General features: G+C 41.7%; 19 protein-coding genes. 11 read left to right on the top strand and 8 right to left on the bottom strand.

The window, feature by feature from the left end:
* Positions 1-99: 99 nt before the first annotated feature.
* Positions 100-1,641 carry a response regulator gene (locus I1A42_RS20240; protein WP_196124685.1) on the top strand — a complete coding sequence of 514 codons (1,542 nt, stop codon included), beginning with the start codon at positions 100-102 and terminating at the stop codon, positions 1,639-1,641.
* Between the two features lie 164 nt (positions 1,642-1,805).
* Here I1A42_RS20240 and I1A42_RS20235 read toward each other — a convergent pair whose 3' ends face one another.
* The 7 genes from I1A42_RS20235 to proX (I1A42_RS20205) form a co-directional block, all read right to left on the bottom strand.
* A complete protein-coding gene (locus tag I1A42_RS20235; protein WP_161158344.1) occupies positions 1,806-2,021 on the bottom strand; it encodes a hypothetical protein in 216 nt (71 codons plus the stop codon).
* A 436-nt stretch (positions 2,022-2,457) separates the two neighbouring features.
* The gene (locus tag I1A42_RS20230) at positions 2,458-3,804 is read right to left on the bottom strand and encodes a magnesium transporter (protein ID WP_196124683.1); all 1,347 of its coding nucleotides are present in this window, start codon (positions 3,802-3,804) and stop codon (positions 2,458-2,460) included.
* A 289-nt stretch (positions 3,805-4,093) separates the two neighbouring features.
* The gene (locus I1A42_RS20225; RefSeq protein WP_161158342.1) at positions 4,094-4,579 is read right to left on the bottom strand and encodes a MarR family winged helix-turn-helix transcriptional regulator; all 486 of its coding nucleotides are present in this window, start codon (positions 4,577-4,579) and stop codon (positions 4,094-4,096) included.
* 55 nt (positions 4,580-4,634) lie between these two features.
* Positions 4,635-5,639: a glycine betaine/L-proline ABC transporter substrate-binding protein ProX gene (proX, locus tag I1A42_RS20220; RefSeq protein ID WP_161158341.1), complete on the bottom strand. Its 1,005-nt coding sequence runs from the start codon at positions 5,637-5,639 to the stop codon at positions 4,635-4,637.
* Between the two features lie 68 nt (positions 5,640-5,707).
* On the bottom strand, positions 5,708-6,784 hold the full coding sequence (gene proW / locus I1A42_RS20215; protein WP_161158340.1) for a glycine betaine/L-proline ABC transporter permease ProW: 1,077 nt from the start codon (positions 6,782-6,784) through the stop codon (positions 5,708-5,710).
* A gap of 2 nt (positions 6,785-6,786) precedes the next feature.
* Positions 6,787-7,974: a glycine betaine/L-proline ABC transporter ATP-binding protein ProV gene (gene proV, locus I1A42_RS20210; RefSeq protein WP_196124681.1), complete on the bottom strand. Its 1,188-nt coding sequence runs from the start codon at positions 7,972-7,974 to the stop codon at positions 6,787-6,789.
* A gap of 484 nt (positions 7,975-8,458) precedes the next feature.
* Positions 8,459-9,466, bottom strand: a complete 1,008-nt coding sequence (proX, locus tag I1A42_RS20205) for a glycine betaine/L-proline ABC transporter substrate-binding protein ProX (protein WP_196124680.1) — start codon at positions 9,464-9,466, stop codon at positions 8,459-8,461.
* A gap of 432 nt (positions 9,467-9,898) precedes the next feature.
* Here proX (I1A42_RS20205) and I1A42_RS20200 point away from each other — a divergent pair, with 432 nt between their 5' ends.
* The 7 genes from I1A42_RS20200 to I1A42_RS20170 all read left to right on the top strand — a co-directional run bounded on the left by I1A42_RS20200 (position 9,899) and on the right by I1A42_RS20170 (position 17,922).
* Entirely contained in the window at positions 9,899-10,807 is a 909-nt protein-coding gene (locus tag I1A42_RS20200; protein ID WP_196124679.1) for a tetratricopeptide repeat protein, read from the top strand.
* A gap of 212 nt (positions 10,808-11,019) precedes the next feature.
* A complete protein-coding gene (gene speA, locus I1A42_RS20195) occupies positions 11,020-12,930 on the top strand; it encodes a biosynthetic arginine decarboxylase (RefSeq protein WP_196124678.1) in 1,911 nt (636 codons plus the stop codon).
* Positions 12,931-13,896, top strand: a complete 966-nt coding sequence (gene speB, locus I1A42_RS20190) for an agmatinase (protein WP_196124677.1) — start codon at positions 12,931-12,933, stop codon at positions 13,894-13,896.
* Positions 13,897-14,573: 677 nt separating this feature from the next.
* Positions 14,574-15,383, top strand: coding sequence for a transporter substrate-binding domain-containing protein (locus tag I1A42_RS20185; RefSeq protein ID WP_161158335.1), 810 nt, complete (start codon positions 14,574-14,576; stop codon positions 15,381-15,383).
* 74 nt (positions 15,384-15,457) lie between these two features.
* Complete coding sequence (locus tag I1A42_RS20180) at positions 15,458-16,402, top strand: amino acid ABC transporter permease (RefSeq protein ID WP_196125685.1); 945 nt, start codon at positions 15,458-15,460, stop codon at positions 16,400-16,402.
* Entirely contained in the window at positions 16,395-17,147 is a 753-nt protein-coding gene (locus I1A42_RS20175; protein WP_329604854.1) for an amino acid ABC transporter ATP-binding protein, read from the top strand. The genes I1A42_RS20180 and I1A42_RS20175 overlap by 8 nt, the downstream gene beginning before the upstream one ends.
* A gap of 430 nt (positions 17,148-17,577) precedes the next feature.
* Entirely contained in the window at positions 17,578-17,922 is a 345-nt protein-coding gene (locus tag I1A42_RS20170) for a helix-turn-helix domain-containing protein (protein ID WP_161158334.1), read from the top strand.
* A gap of 453 nt (positions 17,923-18,375) precedes the next feature.
* Here I1A42_RS20170 and I1A42_RS20165 read toward each other — a convergent pair whose 3' ends face one another.
* Positions 18,376-18,825 (bottom strand): exoribonuclease R, encoded by a 450-nt coding sequence (locus I1A42_RS20165; RefSeq protein WP_196125683.1) that lies wholly within the window; start codon positions 18,823-18,825, stop codon positions 18,376-18,378.
* Positions 18,826-19,159: 334 nt separating this feature from the next.
* On the opposite strand from I1A42_RS20165, the gene I1A42_RS20160 reads away from it, so the two are divergent.
* From I1A42_RS20160 to atpB, 3 genes are all read left to right on the top strand, one after another.
* Positions 19,160-19,879: a carbonic anhydrase gene (locus I1A42_RS20160; protein ID WP_196124676.1), complete on the top strand. Its 720-nt coding sequence runs from the start codon at positions 19,160-19,162 to the stop codon at positions 19,877-19,879.
* 544 nt (positions 19,880-20,423) lie between these two features.
* Positions 20,424-20,822: an ATP synthase subunit I gene (locus tag I1A42_RS20155; protein ID WP_196124675.1), complete on the top strand. Its 399-nt coding sequence runs from the start codon at positions 20,424-20,426 to the stop codon at positions 20,820-20,822.
* Positions 20,823-21,593, top strand: a complete 771-nt coding sequence (gene atpB / locus I1A42_RS20150; protein WP_161155455.1) for a F0F1 ATP synthase subunit A — start codon at positions 20,823-20,825, stop codon at positions 21,591-21,593.
* The last annotated feature ends 16 nt before the right edge of the window (positions 21,594-21,609 follow it).

The following is a 21,609-nucleotide window of genomic DNA, read 5'->3' as shown; positions in this document are numbered from 1 at the left end:
TTTTCTCCTCGTATCTATTGTTTTAGACATTATCTCATGCGACTATTGGCACAAATATTGAAATAATGGCATTTACGTCTTTTATATTAGGAGTCGATAATGGAAGCAGCCAAGTCAACCTCTTTTCTCATTGTTGATGATTTTGAATTAATGAGAAAAACCCTCAGGAATAATTTAATTTCCTTAGGTTTTGACAATATTATGATGGCTGGTGACGGCGAAGAAGCGATAAAGATTTTAAAAAATCATTCTGTTGATTGTATTATTTCAGATTGGAATATGCCGAGAATGACAGGGCTCCAATTATTACAATATATTCGCTGTGACGTGCAATACCAAAATATGCACTTTATGATGGTGACGGCTGAAGGTGAACGGAATATGGTCAATCGTGCAATTGATGCCGGCGTTGATCAATTTTTGGTGAAACCTTTTACACAAATCACGTTGCGCGATAAAGTCTCGACCATGTTAAAACATGGCCCTCGAGTGCTGTCTAAATCGGCTGTTGCTACAAATCAAAGTGCCAATAGAGAACGCCAAGCAAAAGAAGCGGCGTCTAAAAACAGTAAGCCTTTGATTCTTGCTGTCGATGATGTCGCAACCAATATTGCGATTATCGCTGATACCTTGAAAGACAATTATAAAATCAAAGCCGCAAACAGTGGGGTCGCTGCACTTAAAATATGCAGTAATGCTCGCCAGCCTGACTTGATCTTGCTTGATATTATGATGCCTGAGATGGATGGCTATCAAATTTGCGAAACGCTGAAGAACAATCCTAAAACCGCTCACATACCGGTCATTTTCCTAACGGCTAAGTCTGAAACAATCGACATGAAGAAGGGCTTTGAACTGGGAGCCGTGGATTATATCACTAAGCCTTGTAACCCCGACATTCTTAAAGCACGAGTCGCTACCCATACCAAACTTAAACTTTCTAAAGATGCTTTAGAAGAAAGGGTAGATACCTTAGTTGAAAATGCGCGTTTACGTGAAGATGTTGAACGTATTACACGTCATGATTTAAAAAATCCTTTATCTGCCATTATTGGTAGCTGTGAGGCTATTTTGAATGACAAGTGGGTGCCTAACTGTATGAGTTCGGTTGAAAACATACGAGAAGCTTCCATGTCGATGTTAGGCATGATCAACCGTACGCTCGATATATATAAAATTGAGGCGGGTATCTATCGCCCGAAACTAGAACGTGTCAACTTAGCGGAACTGATGCATCGCATGGTTAACAGTTTTCGTATGCAGGCGCAAAACCGCACAATCAATATTGTGTATCAAGCACCAAGTGATTGTATTGCGTTGGCAGAAGAGATGTTGTGTATCTCTATGTTTGGTAACTTGCTGAATAATGCTGTTGAGGCATCGCCAGACGGTGAAAATATTTATGTGACCACCAATCAGGTCGGTGATGTGTGTGAAGTATCGATCAACAACGTTGGTGAAATTCCTCAAGAGATTCAAACAACGTTGTTTGATAAGTATGTGACGGCAGGTAAGCAAGGCGGTACAGGGCTGGGTACCTATTCAGCTAAACTGATGGCCGAGACGCAAAAAGGGCGCATTCGCTTTGATACTAGTCCTTATGAAGGGACGACCTTTTACGTTCAACTGCCCATCGCCTAAGACACTATTTGAGCGGTAGGCTTGCCTACCGCCTCATGCTCTGTTCACTGTTGCGGCGCCTATTGTTTACTTATCGATAATTTATGTATCGATATTAATGACATAACATAGGCTCTGCCTTGTAGAAAGACACCACAAACGCCGCAAAAACTCTTAAATAGACGCTAATGAATAGTCGGATTGAGTAAATCCGCTAATTGCTTTAGGTCCATTTTGACCAACCATAAATAACGTGGTTGTTTGAGTTCCTTAGGCACTGGGACTTTAAAAATGGTATCGGTATGTGCAACCGGAAACTGAATGCTCGCAGGCCAGTGATTCTCTTTATGCGTGAGTTGCGCTGATTCGGCAATTTCTAAATGCAGTTGTGGGTATGTCATGGTTCCCTCTCTTAATTACTAACGAACATGCGTCATGGACATGGTGAGTCAGATGGTGATTCATCAAGAGATGCACGCGAAACGAATGAGTCGTTTGAGTGACGCTATCGGTAAAATTGCTTTAAATTGTTTCTCCCTCTATTCATCATAGTCTCAGTTCTCTATGTAAAAATGTTATCTATTCTTCAATTAACAATTTCTGTATACCCAAGTAACCTCAATATGCTGTTTCAGCGGGAGTGGTTTCGCTCTTAGGTAACTCACTGATTTGAAGACATAGTCATTTCAGTAAGGTCTTAAAAGATATATAGGGACGTTGCGAGTAGGTTCAAGTGGCAGGAGATAAAAAATCAGGCTTTGACCTCAAGATGAAACACTGAGTTCTGCATCTTGAGGTCACTTGGGGGATAACTGTGATACCAGCGTGATATCAGGATTAAAGCATCACTAAGCTGGCGGTGCCGAGAAAGGCAAAAAAGCCAATTACGTCAGTCATAGTGGTAAGGATAACCGAGCCTGCGAGTGCTGGGTCGAGTTTAAATTTGTCTAATAAAATCGGAATGATCACACCAAAGAATGCAGCCGTGGCCATATTAATAACAATCGCTAATGCGATGGTTGAGCCCAGAACTGCAGATTGAAACCACAATCCAGCGATTCCACCAATAATGACCGCCCATATCACACCGTTAATTGATCCAATACTCAGTTCATTTTTAAGTAGCGCAAATCGGTTGCCCTGTGTCACCTGATTGAGTGCCATGCCACGGACCATTAAGGTTAAGGTCTGGCTACCAGCGATTCCTCCCATCGATGCCACGATCGGCATTAATACAGCCAGAGCGACAACTTTCGAGATCACATCTTCAAACATTCCGATGGTCATCGAAGCCAGAATCGCGGTGAGAAGGTTAATACCTAGCCATAAGCCGCGTTTTTTTGTCCCTTTAATGACCGGTGTGAATAGGTCATCACCTTCGTCCATACCGGTACCAGCCATTAAGCGGGCTTCGTAAATTTCACGTTGAGTATTGAGCGCAAATTGCCAATCAACATGCCCAACTAGTGATTCGTTTTCGTCGACGACAGGCACCACAGGGACATCAGAATGCTCGATGGCATCAATCGCATCAGTAATCGATTGGTGGGCATTCAGTGTCACTAATTCTGTTTGGGCTAGTGTTTTTAATTGACTGATTTCAGGGGCAGTCACGATATCGCTATAGAGCACCATGCCACGGAATTTTTTCGCGCGGTTGGTCAAGTAAACGTATTTAGGCGTTTCAAACTGGTATTTATCGAGTAATACCTTAGCGCGCTTTACGCTAATACCAATCGGTAGAGTAAATACTTTTTGCTCAGCCCAACGACCAATTTCTTCATCGCTATATTCTTTGGCGCGGTCATAAAGTTCTAATTCATCGCGACTGATTAAACGCATCGCATCCGCGATGATCTCTTCTGGTAACGAATCTGCCCACTCAATCAAGGAGAGGTTATCGAGTTTAGCCAGTGTCAGTTTTAATTCTGCTTCAGAGAGCGCATTGATGACCGAAAAACGCACTTCCGAACGCATTTCTGTCAGTACTGGGATATGTAACTCTAGGGGAAGGTTGCGCCACATTCTGACACGTTGCTCAACAGGAAACGCTTCTAATAGATTCGCTAACGAGCCTTCATCTAGGCCACTATCGACCATCTCATTAAGTTGAACTATTTGCTGTTGTTCATCAGCTTGCGCCAAGCGCGCTATCAATAACGACACATCTTGATATTCGTTCAACGTAAGACTCCCATATATTTCTAAGTATCACTGTAGGCGTTTATTTAGCGTTGGCTAACATGCTATAAGTTTATGAGAAACACAATAAAAATTTATGAGTCTCATTATAAATACTGTCGGTTGAAGGGTAGTGTATTCGTTGTCTATCACGCCTGATCAGTATCACAAATGATAAAAAGCCTCGGTAAGAGTGACCAAATAAAGGTTTTCGTTCTTAAAAATTCGAATGAGGTTCATTACCGAGGCATCAGTTGTTGGTCGTTAAATACCGTGTGTATGCGTGTATAAACTAGTGGGGATCGTCTAGGTGGTCTGGTGGGAGGGTTAAAATAAGGTTTTCATGGCTAACTTCTGGGGCATTCATCATGCTAGATAAACGTTGTAATGAAGACAGTAACAAGGTTTGCTCCCATTTAGGAAGTGACTGAAATTTATTAATAAAATCATCGTGGAGTAATTGTGGTGCTTTATTAAGAATGGTTTCTCCAGGTTCCGTGATTACTGCGTGTACTTTTCGTTTATCAACGGTGTCACGTTGGCGCGTAATAAACCCACGTTTTTCTAGGCGATCGAGAATGCTTGTTGCTGTCGCCTGACTCATGTTCGTCTCTTTAGATAATTGACGAATGGTTAATTTCGGCGATTGTTTAATCGCACGCATTAACAATAACTGTGGGCTCGTTAAGCCAAAGTCTTTGTTAAGCTTTTTTGAGCGTAAATCAATTGCTCGTATGATTTGTCGAATAGAGACAAGTACTTCTTCGTGAATATCCAACGTAATCTCCCATCACTATGGGGCTAACGTATTAGCCCCATTTTCTCATCACGGATTATTTTGCGGCTTGTTTTGCAGCTGCAATCCAAGAATTAAACAGTTTTTGGTGAGCTTTGATCCAACCATTTGCGTGCGCTTCGATATCACGCTCAGAATTATGTCCTTGAGACATCATCATATTTTCTGCGTTAACATCGTTGATGCTCAGCTTCATCACTTCAAAAAGTTTTGCAGCAGCAGGGTTCGCTTCAGCAAATTTCTTATTCGCCACGATGTGTTCTACGTTCATTGGGAAACCGTAGTTTTTACCATTAGGAAGAGCGGTATCCGCATTCGGTTTTCCTGCAACTGAAGAGAATGGAACTTGTAACCAAACCACGTCTTTCCCTGGAACTAAAACGCCACTTACCCAATAAGGGGTCCATGTGTAATAAAAGATCGGTTGACCTTTTTTATAACGAGCAATGGTATCGGCCATGATGGTTGAGTATTGGCCTTGGTTATGCTCAACCGTTTTGCGCAGTTTGTAAGCATCAAGCTGATGTTCAATCGCCGTTTCACAGCCCCAGCCTGGGTTACAACCGGATAAATCCGCTTTGCCATCGCCATCGGCATCAAACAGTTTTGCGATCTTAGGATCTTGGAATTGTTTGATATTGGTAATGTGGTACTTATCCGCGGTTTTTTTATCGATTAAATAACCTTGCGCCGCACCCGTGATGTAAGTCCCTTTGCGGTAAAAGGCCTTATCACCGCCTGCTTTCTGGTATTTGCCATCATGCAGAGGTTCCCAGTTAACCGTTAGGTACGTGGCGTCACCTTCAGCAACCGAGGTGTAAGCCACGTTGTAATCCACTTCTTTGGTTGGTTTTACATCATAACCGAGTGCTTCCATCGCTTTATTGACGATAAGAGTCTGAAAAGTTTCTTCAGCGATGGTGGATTGAACAGGTTGAACGGTAACACCTTCTCCGGGCAACTTCGCAGCCCAAGCCGATGCAGACAAGGTAGCACTGACAGCGATGCTCGATACGAGTAGCGTCTTCCATGCATTCTTCATTGTTATTCTCCTAACATTGTGTGCAGTCGGGCCGCAGAAACGGAATAGACCTGCAGCCCTTGAATAAATTATTTTTTTGAACGGAAAAAGATTGAAATAGGGCCACTGTGGTACCAACGAGATTTTTGGTCACGGTTGTTTTCCCCTACTTTCTGCGTAATACGGTCGAGTAGAATCGCCAGAATAACGATACCTAAACCACCAACAGCAGCCAGACCCATATCAAGACGGCCAATGCCGCGTAACACCATCTGACCCAAACCACCTACTGCGATCATAGAAGCGATGACGACCATGGAAAGCGACAGCATAAGAGTCTGGTTTACGCCTGCCATGATCGTTGGCATTGCGAGCGGTAATTGGATGCGATAGAGCATCTGTTTTGGGCTTGCGCCGAAGGAATGGCCTGCTTCGATTAATTCTTCTGGCACTTGCTGAATCCCCAAAATAGTTAAACGCACAATCGGTGGCAGCGCGAAAATAATCGTCACGACGACGCCAGGTACGTTACCGATACCAAATAGCATCACGATTGGCACCAAATAAACGAATGCTGGGGTTGTTTGCATTGCATCAAGTAGCGGGCGTATCACTTTGGCTGCCCGTTCGCTTCTCGCCAGCCATATTCCCATGGGTAAGCCGATTAACAAGCAGAAAAAGACCGAGGTCATCACCAGAGCGAGCGTCACCATCGCTTGATCCCAAGCGCCGATGAGGCCGATCACAATCAGTGATATAAAAGAAGCTACCCCCATTTTTCGACCAGCAAACTGCCAAGCTAACAAGGCCAAAATGACTAGCATAATAGGCGCTGGTGTTGAAACTAATGCAGTTTGAAACGAACTTAGAATGAGATCGATCGGTACACGAATCGCTTGGAAAACCGGACGTCCATGGCTAACGAGCCAATTAAGCGCTGTTTCTACCCAATGATCGAAAGGAATGATGGCATCGCGAAATGGGTGCCAAAAGCTAAATGGTTCTGGAGCCGCATTGTTTAGCCAATCAGCCGCAGGTTGCGCAGACGATGCCGCTGCGGTAGTGGAACCCCATGGATCTGATGAAGCTGCAGATGAAGCGGCTTGTGTTGCTGCACCCCATGGATCAGAGGCTTGTGCTGCATTGGTTGCATTTTCAACAGTCATGATTACTCCCTATCTAATGTCTGTAACAATCGCGATTTTGTAATAACGCCGTAATAATTTCCCTCTTCGTCCACAACCGGTACCGGATAGGGTACGTCAGCCACATGACCAATTAAGTCACTGACTGATACGGTTGGATCGATAGTTTTTATTTCAGGAAGTAGGGCGCTGGTCAGCGAGCGTTGTTCTTTATTTGCGATATTTAAAGATTCGAGAGAAACAATGCCGGAGAATTTATTGGTTTTATCAACCACGATACCGTAATCACGATCGTTATCGCCAAGGATCTGCATGGCGGCGGCTGGGCCGTCGTTATCATGTTTTCTAAATACCGCGTTAGGGCGTTTACGAGCGATATCTTTGGCTGTAAACACACTCGCAACGTTAACACCGCGGAAAAAGGATTCAACGTAATCGTTGGCCGGGTTGTGGAGAATTTCATCCGGTGTCCCTACCTGAACAACGACGCCATCTTGCATAATTGCAATTCGATCGCCGATACGCATCGCTTCGTCTAAATCGTGGGAAATAAATACAATGGTACGTTGGTCATCGTTTTGTAGACGCAGTAATTCATCTTGCATCTCAGTGCGAATTAATGGGTCAAGTGCCGAGAATGCCTCGTCCATTAATAATATATCTGGGTCGTTAGTGAGCGCTCGGGCAAGACCAACACGTTGTTTCATACCGCCAGAGAGTTCGTCTGGATAAGAATCACCATTAGCGCCTAAACCAACGCGTTCTAATGCAGCGTTGGCTGCAGCGTGGCGCTGTTGTTCTGCCACTCCGGCCAGTTCAAGACCAAACGATGCATTTTCTAATACCGTCATATGGGGCATAAGCGCAAAGTTTTGGAATACCATTGCAATGTTTTGCCGGCGAACCTGTCGCAATTCCTCGGCCGAAATTTTTGAGATATCACGACCGCGTAATAACACATCTCCACGGGTCGGTTCTATTAAACGATTGAGTAAACGAACTAGGGTCGATTTGCCGGAGCCGGACAGCCCCATAATAACGAAAATTTCACCTTCATTGATGGTCAGAGATACATCTTTAACCCCGACGGTAAGGCCAGTTTGTTCGAAGATTTGGTCTTTATCTAATCCTTTCTCCAAAAGAGGAAATGCCTCGTCAGGTGTTTCTCCGAACACTTTGTAGAGGTTCTTCACTTCTAACATGGTCGACATGGTTAATATCCTTTGTTGTCTTTATTGTGCACTGCCTCATGCAACAAATATGCATAGTACACTAAACATTATTTTTTCCTATTTCAAGTCCCAAGTGTTTGAAGTTAAGCATGTTATGGTGATAAGTATTTGATATTAAATGATAATAAATTTATGTTAAACACTAAAATTTATTTGAGGTGGAATGTTTTGAGGCGAATGTAGTTTATTGGCTAAAGCTAAAAATGCGCTTGATATTTAACCAATTTTACCCTGTTTTTAATGAGGGGGAAGGGGGGATTGTGGCGCTAAGCGTTGTGGAAAATGGCTCTTAATTTAGATAACACTAAAAACGTGCTAGATTGTTATGTGTACGATAGATCTAACCCAATAGCACATCCTTAGAATGAGAACTTCATTAGCGGTATAGTCCTATATTGATAGGTGAAAAAGCCCCAGTGGATGGGGCTCGTTTTCTTTAATGAAGTGGTGCGATCCTGTGGGATTATTTCGCTGCTGCTTTGGCTTGTTTTATCCAAGAATCAAACAGTTTTTGGTGCGCTTTAATCCAACCGTTTGCATGTGATTCCATGTCACGTTGAGAGTTATGGCCTTGTGCCATCATCATATTTTCAGCACTAATATCATTGATGTTGATCTTCATGATGGCAAACAGTTTTGCAGCGGTCGGATTATCAGCGGCAAATTGCTTATTGGCAGCAATTTTCATTGAATTCATTTGGAATCCATAATTTTTACCATTAGGCAATTTGGTATCGACATCACTGCGATCACCTGGAAGCGCAGAAAATGGTACTTCAAGCCAAACCACATCTTTTCCCGGAACCAAGACGCCACTTACCCAATATGGAGTCCAAGTGTAATAAAAAATGGGCTTCCCTTTTTTATATCGAGTAATGGTGTTGGCGATAATCGCGGAGTATTGACCTTGATCATGTTCAACGGTTTTGCGTAGCCCATAGGCATCGAGCTGATGTTCAATCACGCCTTCACAACCCCAACCGGGATTACAACCAGAGAGGTTCGCTTTGCCGTCACCATCGGAATCAAATAGTTTGGCCAGTTTTGGGTCTTTGAGCTGAGCGATATTGGTAATGTGATACTTTTCAGCGGTTTTTTTATCGATCAAGTAGCCCTGTGCCGCACCGGAAACAAGATCGCCTTTACGATAGAACTTTTTATCGCCCCCGGCTTTGGCGTATTTACCGTCGTGCAGAGGTGTCCAGTTAACCGCCATGTAGGTCGCATCTCCCGCAGCGATGGAAGTATAGGCCACGTTATAATCCACTTCCTTGGTCGGTTTTACCGTATAACCAAGTGCTTGCATCGCTTTGTTGACGATTAAGGTTTGGAATGTTTCTTCTGGTGTAGTTGATTGTACAGGTTGGACAGTAATGCCTTTACCTGGTAAATCAGCGGCTAAAGCCACCGATGAAGACACAGCGCATATTGCCATTGAAGTAGCAAATAGCGTTTTCCATGTGTGAGTCATGTGATTCTCCTAAGAGTGATAAACATTAGTACATGAAAGGTAACGTACTAGAGTGAGATAAATGTTAATAGGTCTAAATAATTTAATGTTAACGAGAAAATGATTTTTTGACTTTATTTAACCAATAAAGTGTTTTGCAATCATAATTTCATCTCAATATTAGAAAATTAAGCATTTTTATCATGTTGTTATTTATTAGAACCCTAAACATTTAAGGAGAGGTTTTCAAGTCATAAACAGATCTAAATAAGGAAAATATGATGTAAATCGATTGTTTGACTTGTAAACAAAAAGGATAAAAACGTAGAATTTCACAGTTAGTGCACTGGAAAGCATAAGCAGAGATGTTATGGTTATGGAAAGTGATTCATTGATAACACCGGATTTTATAAAGACAGCTTTTAAACCGGCCAACCCGTTGAGGAATAATACGTGATAAGACGTTTATTAGTAATTTTAGGTAGTGTGGTACTGACAACGTCTGTTGCGTTTGCAGCGAATAGTGATAGTCAACATAATGCAGCACAAACTCAGCCTAAATCCAGCCAGAAATCATCGTCATACCAACAATCTCCTTTATTAGATCGACCATTAGTCGAAAGTTATATTTTAAATGAGCTGAAATCATTACGGACCGATCAGCAAGATCTAGAGCGCCGTCTTACTGTGCAAATCACAGATCGGGAACTTTCTGTTGCCGATAAATCAATGAATTATGCCAATGTCACGGTGACGTATTTCTTCTATATCATTGCGGGTGTTGCTTCCTTGATTGCTTTGATCGGTTGGCGTTCGTTACGTGAAGTAAAAATCAACACACGTGAGATGGCAGATAAGCGCTTAAATAAAATTGCCCAAGAATACGAGAAGAAATTCTTAGCATTAGAGCGCGATTTGAAACGTAAAACTCGTATCATCACTGAAAACAACCGCGAAATTGAAATCATTAATGAGATCCACAACTTATGGTTGCGTGCTCAGAGCATGCAGACGCCTGATCAAAAAATCGAAGTTTATGATGAGATCCTCAAAATTCGTCCGGGTGATTTAGAAGCGTTAACGTATAAAGCCGACGCCGCAATGGAAATCAAAGAATATCACTGGGCAATGAGTCTTTGTAATCGTGTACTAGAATTAGATGAAAACAATGGTCCAGCGTTGTATCAACGCGCTTGTGCCTATGCGCGTTTAGGTGCTGAAGAGCAAGCATTAGAGGATTTGCAGCGAGCATTCGAGATCAGTTCGTCGTTAAAAGAAGCGGCAGCCGATGAAGATGACTTAGAATCTTTATATGGCAATAAGAAATTTGAAGCGTGGCTTCATGGTGAAGATGATGAATGATTAGATCATTAATATGACTCTTCATGCATTATTGAATCGCGTTGTCGTTACGATTCATTTTTATTGTTAGACACACTAATGTTTTTTCTCCATAAAGCACCTGACATTGTCAGGTGCTTTTTGTTTTTCAGGCACAGGAATCAAACTTGCTGTGGAATCATTCCACACAGCAAGATGACAATGACTGATAACGAATTAGATGAGAGATAAACGTGGAAAATCAATCCCAACTAGACCAAGTTCGTGCTGACTACAATGTGAATTACTGGAGTCAGGGTTTTTTTGCTATTAATGATCAAGGTGAAGTGGTCGTTAACGCGAGGCAAGATCAGCCTCACGGTATCGCTTTAACTAAGATCGCTGACGCGTTGCAAGCACAAGGTATTAATACACCGGTACTGGTGCGTTTCCCCCAAATTCTGCACCAACGTGTTCATGGTATTTGCCAAGCGTTTAACCAAGCGATAAGCGAGTATGAATATCAAAACAACTATTTTCTGGTCTATCCAATCAAAGTGAACCAACAAAAAGAAGTGGTTGATGAGATACTCGCTAGCCAAGTGGGTCAAACGAACAAGCAGTTGGGACTAGAGGCGGGCAGTAAACCCGAATTACTCGCGGTACTCGCGATGGCTCAGCAAGCAAGTTCGGTGATCATTTGTAACGGCTACAAAGACCGCGAATATATTCGCCTAGCATTGATTGGTGAGAAGCTGGGTCATCGTGTGTTCATTGTGCTCGAAAAAATGTCTGAACTGGATACCGTGTTAACCGAAGCGAAAGCGTTAGGTGTTAAACCTCGTTTGGGACTCCGTATTCGTTTAGCGTCTCAAGGGGCGGGTAAATGGCAATCCAGTGGCGGTGAAAAATCTAAATTTGGTCTGTCTGCTGCCCAAGTGCTGGCGGTGATTAGTCGCTTGAAAAAAGAAAACCAATTGTGTGCGTTACAATTAGTCCATTTCCATCTTGGATCGCAGATGGCCAATATTAGAGACGTACGTAATGGTGTTAATGAAGCTGCACGTTTCTATTGTGAATTGCGTGGTCGCGATGTACCAGTTGAGTACTTTGATATTGGTGGTGGTTTGGCGATTGACTACGATGGTACCCGCAGTCAGTCGTCTAACTCTATGAACTACGGTTTGATTGAATATGCACGTAATGTAGTGAGTTCTGTCGGCGATATTTGTAAATTGTACAATGAACCGATGCCAAATATTATTTCGGAATCAGGTCGTTCTATCACCGCTCATCATGCGGTTTTGATCACAAACGTGATTGGCGCAGAAGCGTATTCTCCGGAAACGGTTTCAGAGCCAGAAGATAGCGAATCACTATTATTGAACAATATGTGGCGCAGTTGGGAAAGCTTACAGCAAGGCTCAGACGACCGTGCGTTAATCGAAATCTATAACGACACACAAAACGATTTATCGGAAGTGCATAGTCAATTTGCCACTGGGGTATTATCGCTTGACCAGCGTGCTTGGGCGGAACAGTTAACATTACGTATTTTCCACGAATTAAGTGGAAAAATGAGTACAAAAAACCGTTTCCATCGACCAATAATCGATGAATTGCAAGAGCGCCTTGCGGATAAGTTTTTCGTTAATTTCTCTCTGTTTCAGTCGCTACCTGATGCGTGGGGTATCGATCAAGTATTCCCAGTATTGCCACTTTCTGGGTTGCAAAATACGGAGCAAAGTCGTGCGGTGATGTTAGACATTACCTGTGACTCTGACGGTGCTGTAGAACATTACGTAGAAGGACAGGGGATTGAAAGTACACTGGCCGTGCCTAAATGGAGTAAAGATACGCCTTATTTAATGGGCTTTTTCTTGGTGGGTGCGTATCAAGAGATATTAGGTGATATGCATAACCTATTTGGCGATACACACAGTGCAGTCGTTAATATCACGCCAGAATGTGAGCCTGATATTACGTTTATCAACGAAGGAGATACCGTTGAGGATATGATGCGCTATGTGCATATCGATGTTGATAAAATTCGCGCAAATTACGTAGAACTGCTTGAAATGCGAGTGGCAGAGAGTGAGCGTGAAGCGATCCTGAACGAGCTTGAACAAGGTTTAGGTGGTTACACTTATTTAGAGGATTTTTAAATGAATGATTTGTTTAGTAAAACTGATTATTCTCTGTATTCAAATGCGATGACGTTTGTTCGCCAGCCTTACGTGAAAGATCCCATTGATGTTGATGCTGATGTGGTGGTTTTAGGTGTGCCGTTAGATATGGCAACATCGGGTCGACCTGGTGCACGTATGGGGCCGGATGCGATTCGTCGTGCCTCAGTGAACCTTGCTTGGGAAGCAAAAAAATTCCCTTGGGATTTCAAACTATTTGAGCGTATAAAAGTGGTGGATAGTGGCGATTTAGTCTTTGATTGTGGTGACGCCGAAGATTTTACCTATCGTCTTGAAGCGGCGACAGGAGAAATCCTTAAAAGCGGTAAAATGATGCTCGCACTCGGCGGTGACCACTTTATTACGTTGCCTATTCTCCGTGCTTATGCGAAACATTTCGGTGAAATGGCGCTGATCCATTTTGACGCTCACACCGATACATATCCTAATGGCAGTGCTTATGATCATGGCACTATGTTTTATCATGCGCCAAAAGAAGGATTAATTAACGATCGTCATTCCATTCAGATCGGCATCCGTACTGAATATAAAGTGGAAACACACGCTTATAACGTGATTAACGCGATGGAGGCGAATGACTTAACGCCAGAGGAAATCGTTGCGCAAATTAAAGCGGTGGTCGGTGAACGTCCGGCATACTTTACCTTTGATATTGATTGTTTAGATCCGGCGTTTGCACCGGGGACAGGCACACCAGTGATTGGTGGAATGACAACCGATAAAGTATTGAAAATTATTCGCGGTCTACACGACATCAACTTGGTAGGCATGGATGTTGTCGAAGTCTCGCCACCGTATGATAACAGTGATGTCACAGCGCTTGCTGGTGCAACCGTTGCGCTAGAATTGCTGTACGCATGGGCATCGATGCGTCCGGAACCAAAACAAGCCGAGAGTGTTACTGGTGAGCCAAACGGCCGCTAATACACTGATTATTAAAATCTAAGTAAGCATCCCAGCCAGCGCTGGGATTTTTTGTGCGTACTATAATATTTCTGCTCATTTATGGTGCAAAAAGTGAACTATTACAGTGCATGGGTTTTGGGGGATTGTACTGAAGTGAAAAGAACTCGTTCATCGTTTAGGTGTGATATTGATTCAAAATGAGATCACGAAGCGGTTTTGAGTATCCATTGGTGGAAAAATAGCCAAACACGCTAATTTTTCGGATTTTGGCGACATAATTGCATTGTAATAGTACCTAATAGGTAAACTGTCGAATTTTCGCCAGTAAGCCGATTAAGAATTGTGGTCAATTGAAACAGGGAATTGACCATTTGCCGCACTTATTATGATTTGTGTGAAGATTTCTTCGTTGTTGTGCTAGTGAGCCCGTGATGGCCTAGCTAGGTAACATACGTTAAGTGGCGAATAATCAACCTAACGTGACAACAATGTCGACTTTTATAAGTGTCTTTTTTCATATATTTTGCTGTTAAGCTATGTCTTATGAAAATAAAGTGTTGAAAAATGATGACATTATCGCGCATTATCTGTGGGTTGCGTGCAACATCATTGTTTCACAATGATGAATAACATCGCATTTCGTGATCGGAAAACGATAAACAAAAAATGAATAACAAAACTAAAAAAGGGACATTATGAATAAGTTTGTTAAATCGACCGTAGCTAGCATCGTTTTAGCTTGTTCTGCGTTAAGTGCTTCAAATGCAATGGCGGCAGATTCAACATTAGAAAGTGTGTTGAACGCCGGTGAATTGAAAGTGTGTTTTGAAGCGGGATACATGCCATTTGAAATGAAGGCGAAAAACGGTCAATTCATTGGTTTTGATATTGATGTAGCGAAACATATGGCGCGCTCGATTGGTGTTAAATACGTACCGGTAAATACCGCTTGGGATGGCATCATTCCAGCACTGCAAACCAACAAATGTGACATTATCATGGCGGGTATGACTATCACGCCAGAGCGTAACTTGAAAGTGAACTTTGCTCAGCCATATATTGTTATTGGCCAATCCATCATTTTATCTTCAAAACTTGAAGGCAAAATTCACAGCTACAAAGATCTGAATAATCCAAAATATACTATCGCAACTAAGCTAGGTACTACTGGTGCTGAAGCGGCGAAAAAATATTTGCCAAAAGCGAAACTTGATCTGTATGACACTGAAGTGGACTCAGTGCTGCAAGTTACGAATGGCAAGGCTGATGCCTTTGTTTACGATTTCCCATACAACGCGATTTATGCTGCGCAACACAAAGATGGTATCGTACACCTAAGTAAGCCGTTTACTTACGAGCCACTAGGTTGGGCGATTCGTCAAAACGATCCTAACTTCCTTAACTTCTTGAATAACTATTTACGTCAAATCAAGGGTGATGGAACTTACGAACGTATCTACGACAAATGGTTCAAATCAGACAGCTGGTTGAAAAACGTCCAATAAACTTTTTTAATCACTATCTACAGGGCAAGCTTAGGCTTGCCCTGATTTAACCCAAATAAAAAGAGAATAGAGTGATGCAGTTAAAATCCTCACGTTGGGTGGGGCATATTATTTATGCTCTTATTATGATTTTGATGATTGGCGCAATTTATGGCGCCGGCAAAAGCATCAATTACAACTGGCACTGGGATCGATTGTGGCCATACGTCATTAACACGGATATGCAGGATATTCGTGCGCAAGGTGATGGCACAGTTGAGTTAAAAGGTAAACAGTTGGTTATTGAGTTAGATAATTCTGACTCCCCACAGATCATTAAAAAATACAATCAATTATTGGTGTCTGATGGTGACTTGGTTTTCCAAGGTGATACTGTCGCACAACTGAGTCAATGGCGTTTTGGTCCAATTGCAACAGGCTTATGGGTCACGATTAAAATTTCGTTTATCTCATTGATCTTTGCCGTCGCGCTCGGATTAGTCTTTGGTTTAATGAGGGTGGCGAAAAATACCACTTGTCGTGATCTCTCATTAACTTATGTCGAATTGATTCGCGGCACGCCATTGTTGGTCCAAATCTTTATCGTCTATTTCTTTATTGGTACAGTCCTTGATTTCGATCGCTTTACCGCTGGTGTCGTCGCGCTCTCTGTCTTTACTGGTGCTTACGTCGCAGAAATTGTTCGTGCGGGTATACAAGCGATCCCTAATGGGCAGATGGAAGCCGCTCGCTCCCTAGGCATGAATTACGGGCAAGCGATGCTCTACATTATTTTGCCGCAAGCAATGAAGAAAACCCTACCGCCTTTAGCGGGACAGTTCATTAACTTGATTAAAGACTCGTCATTGGTATCGGTTATCTCAATTACCGATTTAACCAAAGCAGGGCGAGAAGTTGTAAGTGGTAGTTTTGCACCATTTGAAGTTTGGTTCACCGTTGCTGCTCTCTATTTAGTAGTGACAGGGTCACTATCTTGGGGTATACAACGTTTAGAGAAGAGGTTATCAGCAAGTGACTAATCAATATCAAGGTAATGACATCGTAATTACAAAAGATGTCGACAAATATTACTCCAACGGTTGTCACGCGCTGAAGTCGGTTTCAACCACGATTAAGCGCGGTGAAGTGGTTGCGATCATTGGTCCTTCTGGTTCGGGAAAATCAACGTTTCTACGCACATTGAACCAGCTAGAAGAGATTTCTGCAGGGTCGATTGAAATCGATGGCGTGGATATGTACGCCAGCACGACCGACATTAACCGGTTACGACAAAATGTCGGTATGGTGTTTCAAAGCTTCAATTTATTTCCCCATAAAACCGCATTAGAAAACGTGATGCTTGCACCTCGCATCGTCGCGAAGCGTTCGCAAAAAGATGCTGAGACGCATGCGAGAGAGCTTATTGAACGAGTTGGCCTCGGTGATCGCATGAACAACTACCCGTCACACTTATCAGGTGGTCAACAGCAACGTGTTGCCATAGCGCGCGCCTTAGCGATGAAGCCTGATCTTATGTTGTTTGATGAACCCACTTCAGCGCTCGATCCTGAGATGGTGGGTGAAGTGCTCGACGTAATTAAAGGTTTGGCTCAAGAAGGCATGACCATGGTTATCGTTACCCATGAAATGGGCTTTGCTCGTGAAGTGGCTGACCGGGTGCTATTTATGGAAGAGGGGGCTTTGCTGGTGGATGACAGTCCTCAAGCTGTATTTGGTGGCGATGGCCACCCCCGTTTAAAACAGTTCTTAGCGAAAGTGCTGTAAATACCTCAAGCTCATTAGCAAAAGACCTCCATGTGAGGTCTTTTTTTATGCCATTTTGATAAGAAAACTTCACAACTAATGTGCGGAATTCTATCGATAGTGCGGTTATATTTGGCGAAATACCGCCAGTGAGAGTCTGAAATTGAGAGGTAGTGAGTGCTATAAATCTATCAATAGACCTAAAAAGGGCCGATTAGAGTGAATTGTGAGACTTCAAAAATGTGCCACATCACACAAATTAGCAAATTAAAAAATTAGGTTTAAGAAATGAAATAGCACAAATGTGCGTAAAAAAACAACAGTTGGTGAATTTGTGGTCATCAGATTAGGCCATTGTAATAAAGTTAGACAGAATCTCACCGTCGATTGACATTCAATTTATCGACATTTGTCATTTTGTTGGGCATCAAGAACCGTTAGGAGACGAGTCATGGAGCTCAATCAAGAAGATCGCACTGCGTTATATAACGTTTGGATGTCACAAAAAGCAAAAATGCAGATAACCCAAATGGAAATGAGTAAGCGACTTGGGCTGAGTCAGATGGAGTTCTCACGAATTTTACGTGGTAATGCACCGCTTACAATGGGTTTTGTTACCAAATTCTGCCAGCAATTACATGTTGAACCTTATAACGTTTTACCGACATTAAAGGCAAATTACACGGGGGCAGAGGTTGTTGTGCACCTGCAAAACCGAATTAGCGTTGATGGAGAAATTCAAAACGTATATATAGAGGGAAACCAAGTCATCATCGATTATACGCATCAGGCGTAGTCCATATGTTTTAAGAGATTGATTCCCGTAACACCGCGCTTAGAGTTGCTATAGTGACGTCTAGTTAGTGCGTGCAAGGCTTAGGCTGCACAAATACAATTTAAGGCAAGGCGAGTGTGCCTTGCTTTTACTTTTTCTACAGTATGCCTTTGATAGAACACGGGATAGAAGGAAAACAGGTAAGGGGAACTGCTAGGTAAGATTAATGGTGTATATCCAAGTAACCTCAAGATGCTGTTTCAGCGAGAATGTATTCGCTCTTAGGCAAGGCACTGATTTGAAGACATAGTCATTCTACGTAGAAAATATATACAACGTTAGATAAGAGTACTAGCCTGGATTAGATATGATAAATATGAAGGGTGGTTTGCTGCCAATAACCGCTTTATGTGATTCATACCCAAGCAGATAGAGGCTGATTGGGTATGATCATAATACTATCGATTGAGTTACTTATTGCTGCTGATGCAGCTCTGAATAACGATATAACAGCTCTGTTAACAGAGTGGACCACGCTAACGCTTCGTTAGGTGTCGACTTGGCCAGACGTGTTTCTACTTCCTCACAATGGGCTTTTAAGCTCACCGCTTTATCCAATTGAAAACCAATGGCGTAAAAGTGCCACAACACCAATCGAGTCATACGTTCGATATTCTGCTCAGCATTTTGTGACTCTTTGAAAATTGTAGGAATTTCCCCTAAAGCCACCGCATGTAACCGTAACGTAGCGTCAAAATAGGCCTCTTGTTGACGCTCTGTACTCGCCTTTTCCTCTGGTTCAAAGTGGTAGATTTCCCGTACGACAGGCTCTGGAACCAAACGGTGCATTATCCGCATCGCAAGCTCAGTCAGCTCCTCTTTGCTGGTCTGGTTTAAACAATCGTAACGGTAATCTTGTTGCATAAGGTATTGATCTCTCGGTATCTCTTTCATAAATTTTACGTTTTTAATTTTGCTAAGTCACCCGTTTTGGGACGTTAGTCACGCAGAGTCTGTGATAGATCAAAAGAAATGTAAATAATTATGCTTCTAAAGTAGAGGGTGCATTAAGTAATAAATGCATCTTAATCAGTTAGTTAAGATGTTTTTATTGATATAAACCATTATTTGCAACGTAACATTTCATAATATTTGCTATTCAGATGGAAAGTAAAAGCCTTTGTATGATGTAAATGATGATTGTTTTTCATCATAAGTTACTAATTTAATTATTGTTTATGTTATTTGAGGTTGCGTAATGAATAAATGGGTTATGCCGATAATAGTGTCGAGTTTGTGGTGTGGAGCCGCGGTGGCGAGTGAGTGGGGTTACAGTGATACCAATGGCCCTGAGCATTGGGGGAAGGTGTTTAAAACATGTGTCGAAGGGCAATCGCAAAGTCCGATCAACATTCAGGGAAACCCGCGCGCCATGCAAAAATCCTTGTCCGTCGAATACTTAGGAAGTGTAAAATCTTTGGTGAATAACGGCCACACCCTTCAAGCAAATGTTACAGGAAATAACCGAGTATTACTCGATGGCAAGGCGTATTCCTTAAAGCAGTTTCATTTTCATACCCCTGCAGAAAATTTAATTCGCAGTCGTCGATATCCGTTAGAAGCACATTTTGTTAACCAAGATGAGCGTGGAAATCTGTTGGTTGTCGCTGTTATGTTTAAGAGTGGGAACAATAACCTAGCGCTACAACACCTCACGAATACATTGCCAATTAAGGGAGGCCAAACTCCGATAACAGCAGGATTGAAAGTTGCAGAGTTAATCCCAGACACATCAAAATACTTTCAATTTAACGGTTCGTTAACCACGCCACCGTGCAGTGAAGGTGTCAAGTGGGTAATTCTAAAACAATCTAAATCGCTATCAGAAGAACAAAATATGAGATTAAAAAAGGTCATGGGAAATAATAACCGACCAATACAGTCAATTAATAAAAGAGTAGTGTTTGAAATGAATTAAATTTTGTATTTTAATACCTTCAGTTAACTAATTTTTAACTATCCCTACAATGTATTTACTGTGGGGATTTTTATTTAATGTATAAATTTCTGATAAAAAAAACACTCTAAGCAAAACGCTTAGAGTGAATATTCTGGTAATAAATATAATTTGCTTTTATTGGTTACGCTATTGCTGAGTAGCGTACAACTCTTGCCAATATGAGATAGCCATATTACTGAGTCTGGTCTGCAATGCTGTTACAAACTTGCTTTTTACGATATTCCTAAAATTTGAAAAAAACAATTGGATTTTCCTTTCAAAAATGAAATGATAATTTTCAGGTTTTTGGACTTTAGTTCTAAGAAATTATCGGTGTATATTTTTTTCGTCAGGAGAATTATGGATGATTCTCTTAAGATTATTTATTCTGTGAATTTTATTTATCAGATTTTTATTATTTTGGTTTGTTTAATTTATCAGGGTGAAATGTAATTAAGTAATTTGATGAGTTTTGTGAATTTTACTTATCAAAACGTGTCAAGTTGTTCTTAATGGGTGATTTATGGTTGCTAATAGTACCAGCAAAGCCATCATGTTAGCTGGACGAAGAATACTCTGTGCGCAGTTAACTTTGGGAATATTATTCATCATTGGTGTGTTTTTCTCTCAAGGTAAATTGAGTGCTGAGTCTGCGTGTATTGGAGTTATTATCGCAATTCTCCCTTCCTATTTAGGGATGGGGTTAGCGTCTATTAAATCGAGGTCTCAACCTACGAAGAGCCTTCGAGACTTAATGAAATTAAGTCGTCGGACAAAGTTGATATATACAGTTTTATTGTTTGTCTTAACTTTTAAGTTGTTGTCTCTTCACAATGTAGTCGTTTTGATCGCATTCAGTGTCGCGATGCTTGGGCATTTCGTTACACCACTGATGGCTGGTCAAGATGAAGGGAAGGCATAGATGGCAAAAATTGAAACCGCTCATGAGTATATTGAGCACCACTTAACTTTCCTGACTCAAGGGGAAGGTTTTTGGGGTATCAATATCGACTCCATGTTTATGGTTTGGTTGCTCGGTCTCATTTTTATACTCTCGTTCCGCTATGCGATTAGCAAAAGTACGAAAGGAGTGCCAAGCCGTTTTCAGTGTCTTATTGAGTTAATATTTGAGTTTGTAGAAAACCTATGTAGCGAAATATTTCAGTCAAAAGATCGTTTAATTGGTCCTTTGTCATTAACTATTTTCGTGTGGGTATTATTGATGAATGCTATCGATTTATTACCAGTCGATTTAATTCCTCAATTTACTCAAGCCATAGGTATAGGGCATTTCCGTGCACTACCATCCGCGGATGTAAATATTACGATGTCGATGGCGTTATGTGTATTTGTATTAGTTATTGGTTACACACTTAAAAGTAAAGGGATTACAGGCTTTATCAAAGAGTTAACAACTCAGCCTTTTACTTCACCGTTCTTGTATCCTGTTAACTTTGTTTTGGAAATGGTAACTCTAATCTCCAAACCTATATCTCTAGGATTACGGTTATTCGGTAATATGTATGCTGGTGAAATGATCTTCATTCTAATTGCATTATTACCTTGGTGGATTCAATGGGCATTAAGTGTTCCATGGGCTTTATTCCACGTATTAATAGTAATTCTACAGGCATTTATTTTCATGGTATTGACCATCGTATATTTGGCGATGGCAGTGGAAGAAAACCATTAATTTTTAGTTCAATTTA

The organism is Vibrio nitrifigilis (assembly GCF_015686695.1).
GTDB classification, from domain to species: Bacteria; Pseudomonadota; Gammaproteobacteria; order Enterobacterales; family Vibrionaceae; genus Vibrio; species Vibrio nitrifigilis.
The sequence above is the reverse complement of the archived record's forward strand: the minus strand, read 5'-3'. Positions and strand labels throughout refer to the sequence as shown.